This is a genomic window from Moorena sp. SIO3I6 (assembly GCF_010672095.1).
In genome coordinates, this window is sequence record NZ_JAAHHU010000210.1 from 1 (window position 1) to 8,883 (window position 8,883).

The window sequence follows — 8,883 nt, forward strand, 5'->3', positions numbered from 1 at the left end:
TTGGCAAAAGGCTTTTCCTATACAAACTGAGCGAGAACGTGGGACGTCAAGTTTTTTGATCACACTAATCATATCAAGTTACTTTTGTCAAGTTTTTTGTAAAGAAATATGTTTATAAAGCATAGGTCTAAAGACCGGGGAGTGTCAAAGCCTGCTTGCTTGGCTAAGGCCTGAGGGAGTAACCCAAGCCAACTTTTTTGATCAAGTTGATCAAGCCCTAGAATTGCTGATCTGGGGGGGGAACGGTAAACCCAACAGCCCTGGTGGTGGTCGAGGTAAGGGAGAGGAGAAACTCTCCCTTTTTCCCTCTGCCACTAGAACAAGCATTATTCTGGCCTTCCCATGACCAGGGAAATGTTTACCCTAGCTGAGTTAGGTAGAATTAGGGATTATATTGGGTTAATTATCCCAACAAGGCTTTGGCTTTAGCGACTACATTCTCAACCGTGTAACCAAACTTCGCCATAGCGACGCCACCGGGAGCAGAAACACCAAAGCGATCAATGCTAATCATATCACCCTCGCTACCCAAGTAACGGCACCAACCAAAGCTGACACCAGCTTCGACCGCGAGGCGCTTGGTAACTGCTTTGGGCAAGACGGATTCCCGATAGGCTTCATCCTGGGCTTCAAAAAGTTCCCAGCTTGGCATGGAGACAACACGGACTTTCTTCCCTTCCTCTCGCAACTGCTCAGCCCCTTGGACACACAGTGACACTTCGCTACCAGTACCAATCAGGATAATGTCAGGAGTGCCATCGCTGTCAGAGAGGACGTAAGCCCCTTTGGTCGCGGCTTCAATGGAACTACCAGCTAGGTTAGGTAAACCTTGTCGGGTAAAGGCGAGGAGAGTTGGAGCATTACGACGCTCAATAGCTACCTTATAAGCCCCAGAGGTTTCGTTGCCATCAGCAGGTCGAAGGACTACCAGATTTGGTATAGTCCTTAGGGAAGCAATGGTTTCAACCGGTTGGTGTGTCGGACCATCTTCACCTAAGGCTACCGAGTCGTGGGTCATTACCCAAATTACCCCAGCTTCTGATAGAGCCGACAGGCGAATTGCTGCCCGCATATAGTCGGTGAAAATCAGGAAGGTGGCTCCATAGGGAATCAAGCCAGAGTTGTGAAGGGCAATGCCATTGCAAATCGCTCCCATACCATGTTCCCGGACGCCAAAGCGTAGGTTCCGGTTTTCATATTGCCCTTTCTGGAAATCCCCAGATATGTTCAATAAAGTGAGATTGGAGGGAGCGAGGTCAGCGGAACCACCAATCAATTGAGGCAGTACGGGAGCAAGTGCATTGAGAGTGGCTTGAGAATGTTTACGGGTTGCTACTCCCTTGTCTTCCGGCGTGTAGGTGGGAAGGGCTTTTTCCCATCCTTCCGGGAGTTGGCCACTGGTAATTTGCTCAAATTCTGCTGCTTGTTCAGGATACTTTGCTTTGTAATCTTCTAGGGTTTGATTCCAGGCAGCTTCCGCTTCCGTACCGCGTTCCACTGCTTTGCGGAAATGATTGAGAGCATCATCTGGAACTACAAAGGGTTCATATTCCCATCCCAGGTGTTTGCGAGTGGCCTCCACTTCATCCCCACCTAAAGCTGCACCATGGACAGCATGTGAATTGGCTTTGTTAGGAGAACCATAGCCAATGGTGGTGGTTACCTTAATCAAAGACGGCTTATCTGTTACGGCTTTGGCTGCTGCTATGGCATCATTGATAGCTTCGAGGTCAGTGTTACCACTCTCTACATGTTTGACGTGCCAGCCATAGGCTTCAAAGCGCTTACCCACATCTTCAGTAAAGGCTAAGTCAGTAGAGCCGTCGATGGAAATATGGTTGTCATCGTAGAGGGCGATGAGTTTACCAAGTCCTAGGTGACCCGCTAAAGAACAGGCTTCACCAGACACCCCTTCCATGTTGCAACCATCACCAAGGATGACGTAGGTGTAATGATCGACAATCGTAGCATCCGGTTTGTTGAACCTAGCAGCTAAGTGAGCTTCTGCCATTGCCAAACCCACACCATTGGCAATTCCCTGTCCCAATGGACCAGTAGTTACTTCAACCCCATCGGTTTCAAAGTTTTCTGGGTGTCCAGGTGTGACCGATTCCCACTGGCGGAACTGCTGAAGATCGTCTATGGTTACACCATCATAGCCAGTTAGGTAAAGTAAGGCGTATTGCAACATACAGCCATGACCAGCCGACAAGACGAAGCGATCGCGGTTGAACCAATTGGGATTTTTGGGGTTATACCGCATAAAACGGTCCCAAAGCACGAATGCCATAGGAGCCGCCCCCATGGGCAGCCCAGGATGACCAGACTTGGCCTTTTCTACAGCATCAATCGCCAAGAAGCGGATGGAATTGATGCAAAGTTCTTCGAGAGACTGGGTTGCAACGGCCATAATTTCTGTTTAATGGATATGTGTGTACTATGGTCTAACAAGAATTTGTCTGAGTTCAAACAAGGGTGGCTCTCGGTTGACCCAAAGGTACTTTCTCATAATCCCATTACCGGGATCAATCAGCAAGAGATAGGGATTGGCTCAGCATGAAGGATGTTCGCCGGATAGCTTCCCTTGTAGGGTAGGATGAAGCATCAAGGATGAAAACAATCCATAAAGCCTGGGAATATGGGTTACTCAGTAACTATCATTAACTAGTAGTTGGAACTAGTAGTTTTTTCCTTGACCTACCTTCACCCAATGCCCACCATAAGCTCAAGGCTACCCTTTTGGTTCTCCTACGGAGTAAGCCGTTAACGGTTCAAACTTTATTCCCACTTTCCCGGTATTTTTTGAAGGCTAGGGTTACATTATGACCGCCGAACCCAAAGGAATTGGATAGCACTACTTCTACCATCTGCTGGCGACTATAATTGGGTACGTAATCCAAATCACATTCAGGGTCTGGGTTGTTCAAATTTATCGTTGGTGGAATCTGGTCATGGGCAATTGCCATCACTGAAGCCACTGCTTCAATGCCACCAGACCCTCCCAACAAATGACCTGTCATGGATTTGGTGGAGCTAATTGCTACTTTATAGGCATGGTCTCCTAAAGCTTTTTTAATCGCTGCTGTTTCAGTTTTATCATTGGCAACTGTACTAGTCCCGTGGGCATTGATGTAGCTAACCTGTTCGGCCGTCAAACCAGCATCCTTCATCGTCAGTGCTATAGCCCTGGCTGCTCCTTCGCCACCTGGTACAGGGGATGTGATGTGATGGGCATCACAGGTCATGGCATAGCCAACGATTTCGGCATAAATTTTTGCTCCACGACTGAGGGCGTGTTCTAGTTCCTCTAGGATCAGAATCCCAGAACCTTCTCCCATCACGAAGCCATTGCGAGCGATATCAAAAGGACAGCAAGCTGACTCAGGAGTATCGTTACGAGTAGATAAAGCTCGTGCTGATGCAAAACCCGCCATTGCTAGGGGAGTCACCGCCGCTTCAGCACCGCCACAAATCATGGCTTGGGCATAGCCTCGCTGGATTAAGCGAAACGCATCACCTACGGCATTAGACCCTGCGGCACAAGCAGTAACTGGGCAACTATTGGGTCCCTTCGCTCCCGTATGAATTCCTGTCTGACCAGCTGCCATGTTAGCAATCATCATCGGGATCATAAAAGGACTACAGCGGTCAGGTCCACGTTTAATAAGAACTGTTTCCTGGTCTTCCAGTACCTTGAGACCACCGATACCAGTGCCAATCATTACACCGACCTGTTCTGCGTTCAGGTCATTGATCTCAAACTGGGCATCAGCTAATGCTTGCTTACTGGCAGAAACCGCCAATTGAGCAAAGCGGTCCATACGCTTTGCTTCCTTACTCTTCATGTAGTCATGGGGATCAAAGCCCTTTACCTCGCCAGCAATACGACAAGCGTGCTTGGAGGCATCAAATAAGGAAATTAAACCAATACCATTGCGTCCGTTTAACAACCCTCCCCAGTACTCAGCCACCGTGTTGCCTATTGGCGTAATTGCACCGAGACCTGTAACAACGACCCGTTTTTTATCAAAGTTTGTCATCATGCCATTAAAACTAGGCTTATCGACCGTGAACGCAGAACTTGCGGTAATAAATCAGGCTGATTAAGCTGGAGTTTCTGCTCCTGCTCCTGCTTTTTCCCCAATGTAATCCACAGCCTTTTGAACAGTGTCGATCTTTTCCGCCGCTTCATCAGGGATTTCGATGTCGAAAGCTTCTTCTAACGCCATCACCAGTTCAACTGTGTCTAGGGAGTCAGCGCCCAGATCGTTGGCAAAGTTGGCTTCTGGGGTAACCTCGCTCGCCTCAACGTCCAACTGTTCTGAAACGATTCCCTGAACTTTCTCGAAAATGTCGCTCATATAAATATTCCTCAGCCTTTTTAGCTAGAACCTCTCAAGTACTACTTACTGATTTTATGGGTTTTCTGATCTTATCCGAAAGAGGTCTCATCTTGTAGGTAGGTAATAAGGCTTCAGAGCCTGACCCCACTTCCCTTAATCCTCGGCTTTGGTGCCTTTGTCCCCCGTGTCATCTATATTAATTTGCTCAAGACCCCAGAACTGCTTAGTTTCCACAACATTTGATGGTAACCCAAGAGACATCCTTAGGAATTGTACACCAAACCTCAAAAAACCGCTCCTTTTCTCCTCACATGACCGTTGCCTTCCGAGACTTGACCCAGCCAAACTTTAGAGCTTCATGGACATAATTTCAACATCGTCCCTTGGAATTTGAGTTTCTGGCATCCGAGCTAACCCTGTTAATTCACGATGGTCGCTCTTGGAAATTATAAGTTTTTTTGTATTTTTGTCAAGCTAATCAAACAAAACTTTACAAAAAGCCGTGATTAGCGGGAAGCTGATTTATCAAGCCTTCCTTTGGGTTTGACGGAGTTGCGATCGCAGCCATCGCGCCGACAGTATCGGTATGAATACTGAATACATAATTATACCAATTCTTACAATTATTACTGCTCACACGACTACACATTCATTGGATCTGACTATCTGACCATCTGACCATCTGCATCTGTAGTCCTACTTTGAAGAATTGGTACTATATCATTTCAGGATAATTACCCTTAATAAAAATCTCCCCTATCTCCCCATCTTCCCCTCCTGGGAGGGGTTAGGGGTGGGTTCCCATCTCCCCATCTCCCCATCTTCCCCTCCTGGGAGGGGTTAGGGGTGGGTTCCCACCCTCCCCACCCTTCCAACGCTCTCCTTAATTATGGGTATTCAAGCAGAGTTGATATTAGTTGATGGGCTAACTAACCAATCCCTACTAAAAGGGCAGCAGTAAAAAATTTTTGTTTGATCAAGATGAGCTTTTCAAAATACACGACTTCGGTGAAATTCCTCGTAAGATCAGTTTTGGAATGAGTTAGCTCAGTTAGCTCAATTATGTATTTACACGGTTGTCGTGCTAGGTCAAGTTGATCCTAAAATTGATGTAATCACTTAACAAGGAAAGTCTCATGAATTCAAGTATTATTTTTTGGTTATTCAGCTGGTTTTTATTGGCAATTTATGATTATCCAACCAAAAACAATACTATCAAAGATAGCCATCAAATCCAAAATTTATTAATTTATTGTTTTTTTTTATTTTCAATAACTATGAAGCCATTGAACAAGATCTAAATTTGGCTAATGATAAAATCAAGTGGCTGGACTATGAACTTAAAGAAAGTCATCAGCAAATCATCGGGATAATCAATAAGTTTATTGTAGTTAATAACTCCTTAAGGAGGTTGCATAAAAAAAATGTCTCACTCCAAGAGAGGGTTGAACAGCTGGAGCTGGAAAAGCAGGCTTTTCTTGAAGAGCTTGATGGGGGAGTAGAAACTTCAAATTGGGATTATCAAGCCTGGGAGTTGATGGTACAGAAAACCAAAGGAATAATTGTGGAGCTAAACCAAGTCAAGACGGAAGTTAAATCACTCCTAAGACAAAACAAACAATTGGCATGGGATAAAGCATGCTTAGAAAAGCAACTTGAATTGGAGAGGGCTGAAAATCAATGCCTGACTATGGAAAAACAACAACTAAAGCAGCAAAAAAGTATCTTGGCAGGGAAACTGAGACAGAAGCATCTTGAAACTCAATCCCTACTCACTGAAATCGAAGCACTAAAGATGTAAAAACCAAGATGTGTTGATGATAAATTTTGATCACTCTACAAGCTTAAAGCAGGACAGTGACGGTCATGAGTAATATCGTGTCCGGTTGACTACTTATCATTCTGGGGTTTTAGTTAATTGAAAATTGAAAATTGAAAATGGTCAATCAACAATTAACAATTAACAATTAACAATTAACAATTAACAATTCATGGGCATAGGATCAACCATTTTATAAGTGATTAACCGGACTTAATCTTACCACTTACTAATTTCTAATTATTGACTCTACCAGGTTAAGTTAGTAGCCGAATAGTACCACAACACATTTGATAGTTAAGTGACCCTTGAGCATACACAGAAAAACCAGGCAATAGCCAAGACAAAATACACAATGGTGATGGGTATAGGTGATGGGTATAATTTATTCAAGTCATTAGTAACCCGTCAGTGGGGCTAGCCCCAAGGGTACCAGAATAAACTAAACCCCGCTGTGTGTCCAGAGTCAAAATTGCCCCATCCCGAATCAATTGGGTCGCATTCTTTACCCCCACAATTACTGGCACACCCAAGCGTAAGCCAATCACTGCTGCATGGCTAGTTATACTATCTTCCTCAGTGATAATTCCTGCTGCCTTGCGAATAACTTCCACAAATTTGGCATTGGTGGAAGGAGCGACTAGGATTTCTCCGTGGTTGAAGTTAGGTAGATCACCATCAGTGTCAGCCACCCGAGCAACACCACTTACTGATCCCTGACCAATACCAACTCCCTGACCCAAAACTGCTTTGACTAACTCTACTTTAATTAAGTCTGTTGACCCAGCCACACCTTGGATTGTCCCCGCCGTCATGACCACCAAATCTCTTTCTGTTAGAAGCTGTTTTTCCTGAGCCACGCTGATTGCGGCTTGGAAGGTCTGACCAGTTGAGGGTAAATCCAGGACTAACAAAGGTCTGACCCCCCAAACTAGCTGGAGTTGTCGAGCCACATCTACATGGGGTGTTACTGCTAATATCGGAGTCTGGGGTCGGAATTTAGAAACATTCCGCGCTGTAGCACCGGTTTTGGTCAGAGTCATGATGGCTGCTGCATCTAACTGCTCCGCAATGTGACCAACTGCCTGGGATATAGCATTGGGAATGGAACGGCTGGTGTCACGAGCATTACCGATAATCTGTTCTTGCTCAATGCGCACCGCAACCGTGCCCATGGTCTTTACAGCTTCTACTGGGTATTTACCAACCGCTGTTTCATTAGAGAGCATGACTGCATCAGTGCCATCAAGGATAGCATTAGCTACGTCAGAAACCTCTGCACGAGTTGGTCGGGGTGAGTGAACCATACTGTCCAACATTTGAGTGGCAGTGATGACTGGGATTCCCCGTCGATTGGCTGAGGCAATCAGTCGCTTTTGTAAGATTGGTACATCCTCTGCTGGCAGTTCTACCCCTAAGTCACCCCGAGCAACCATCACCCCATCGCACAGGGAGATAATTGCCTCCATTTGCTCAATGGCTTCATGCTTTTCAATTTTGGCCACGACGGGTACCTGCTTGCCAGCACTGTTAATCAGTTCTTTGATTTCTAATATGTCCTGAGGATTACGAACAAAGGAGAGTGCTACCCAATCCACACCTTGATCCAAACCAAACATTAAATCTCGTCGGTCTTTATCGGTTAGAGCTTTGATGGATAGATAGACACCAGGGAAGTTAACACCCTTGTTATTTGAGAGGGGTCCACCGACGGTAACGGTACAGTGCAAGGCTCGTTGCTCTCGGTCTACCTCATCTACCCGCATCTCAACTTTGCCATCGTCTAATAGGATGGTGGCTCCCGCAGGCACTTCGTCCGCTAGGGGTTCGTAGGTAACTGAACTGATTTCCTGTTTACCAACCATGGATTTGCTGGTTAAGGTGAAGCGATCGCCATTGTTGACAACAATGGAACCGTTTTCAAACCGCCCCAAGCGAATTTTCGGTCCTTGCAAGTCTTGCAGGATTGCTACAGGCTGATTGAGTTCAAAGGCCGTCTGGCGAATCAGGCGAATATTGCGCTGATGGTCTTCGTGGGTGCCATGGGAAAAGTTAAGTCGTAAAGTGGTGGCACCAGCTTGAATTAGTGCCTTGAGAACATCTGGGCTATTGCTCGCAGGGCCAATTGTGGCAACAATCTTTGTCCGACGTAGGGAATTTGGCGATTGCATAAACGTGAAAGGGATTAGGTTGGTTTCCCGAAGAACACCTTAGCATGGCACATTACTGTTTTTTGTCTGATATTAAGTTTTCCTAAATATCTTTACAAAGACTTGTTATGAGTCATTAGTTATTAGTACCAAGCCAGGTTTAATAAGATTCGGTAAACATTCCCCAATCTACACTAAGTCCGGTTAGTGGGGGATGAATTTCCAGGCAAAAAATTTTTGTCGTAATCGAGTCGTAATCAATAAGATAGTATTGCAGGGTAAGCGCAAGAAAAATTGAGCCAAAATGTGATATGGAGCAAGGATTATGACAATAATAAGCCTTAATTCTCAGGACTATTGCATATTTATATCAATATTGTTGAGAATAATGCGGCCTTATTGATTCTTGCGTTTACCCTGGATAGTATTGGAAGAATTAGACTTAGAGCTGATTTGTAAACAAAAGCTTAAGAAGCTAATCGGCGAGTCATTAAACGAATGAGCGAGCCTCCCGATCATCGCTTCGCGCTTTGGTCGTGTACAACTCATAATCTTTACTCAAACGCCGAAA

General features: G+C 45.4%; 6 protein-coding genes. 1 reads left to right on the forward strand and 5 read right to left on the reverse strand.

Going from position 1 to position 8,883, the window contains the following annotated elements:
* Window positions 1-403: 403 nt before the first annotated feature.
* The 4 genes from tkt to F6K49_RS31475 form a co-directional block, all read right to left on the reverse strand.
* Window positions 404-2,410 (reverse strand): transketolase, encoded by a 2,007-nt coding sequence (gene tkt / locus F6K49_RS31460; RefSeq protein ID WP_293017259.1) that lies wholly within the window; start codon window positions 2,408-2,410, stop codon window positions 404-406.
* A 361-nt stretch (window positions 2,411-2,771) separates the two neighbouring features.
* Complete coding sequence (gene fabF / locus F6K49_RS31465) at window positions 2,772-4,040, reverse strand: beta-ketoacyl-ACP synthase II (RefSeq protein ID WP_293017357.1); 1,269 nt, start codon at window positions 4,038-4,040, stop codon at window positions 2,772-2,774.
* Between the two features lie 63 nt (window positions 4,041-4,103).
* Entirely contained in the window at window positions 4,104-4,361 is a 258-nt protein-coding gene (gene acpP / locus F6K49_RS31470; protein WP_293017260.1) for an acyl carrier protein, read from the reverse strand.
* A 722-nt stretch (window positions 4,362-5,083) separates the two neighbouring features.
* Window positions 5,084-5,218, reverse strand: coding sequence for a hypothetical protein (locus tag F6K49_RS31475; RefSeq protein WP_293017261.1), 135 nt, complete (start codon window positions 5,216-5,218; stop codon window positions 5,084-5,086).
* 377 nt (window positions 5,219-5,595) lie between these two features.
* Between F6K49_RS31475 and F6K49_RS31480 the strand changes: the two genes are divergently transcribed.
* The gene (locus tag F6K49_RS31480; RefSeq protein WP_293017262.1) at window positions 5,596-6,144 is read left to right on the forward strand and encodes a hypothetical protein; all 549 of its coding nucleotides are present in this window, start codon (window positions 5,596-5,598) and stop codon (window positions 6,142-6,144) included.
* A 407-nt stretch (window positions 6,145-6,551) separates the two neighbouring features.
* Here F6K49_RS31480 and pyk read toward each other — a convergent pair whose 3' ends face one another.
* The gene (gene pyk, locus F6K49_RS31485; RefSeq protein ID WP_293017263.1) at window positions 6,552-8,333 is read right to left on the reverse strand and encodes a pyruvate kinase; all 1,782 of its coding nucleotides are present in this window, start codon (window positions 8,331-8,333) and stop codon (window positions 6,552-6,554) included.
* Between the last annotated feature and the right edge of the window lie 550 nt (window positions 8,334-8,883).

Coding starts and splice junctions, on each gene's coding strand:
- tkt (WP_293017259.1), bottom strand. CDS start 2,410: ATGGCCGTTGCAACCCAGTCTCTCGAAGAACTTTGCATCAATTCCATC.
- fabF (WP_293017357.1), bottom strand. CDS start 4,040: ATGACAAACTTTGATAAAAAACGGGTCGTTGTTACAGGTCTCGGTGCA.
- acpP (WP_293017260.1), bottom strand. CDS start 4,361: ATGAGCGACATTTTCGAGAAAGTTCAGGGAATCGTTTCAGAACAGTTG.
- pyk (WP_293017263.1), bottom strand. CDS start 8,333: ATGCAATCGCCAAATTCCCTACGTCGGACAAAGATTGTTGCCACAATT.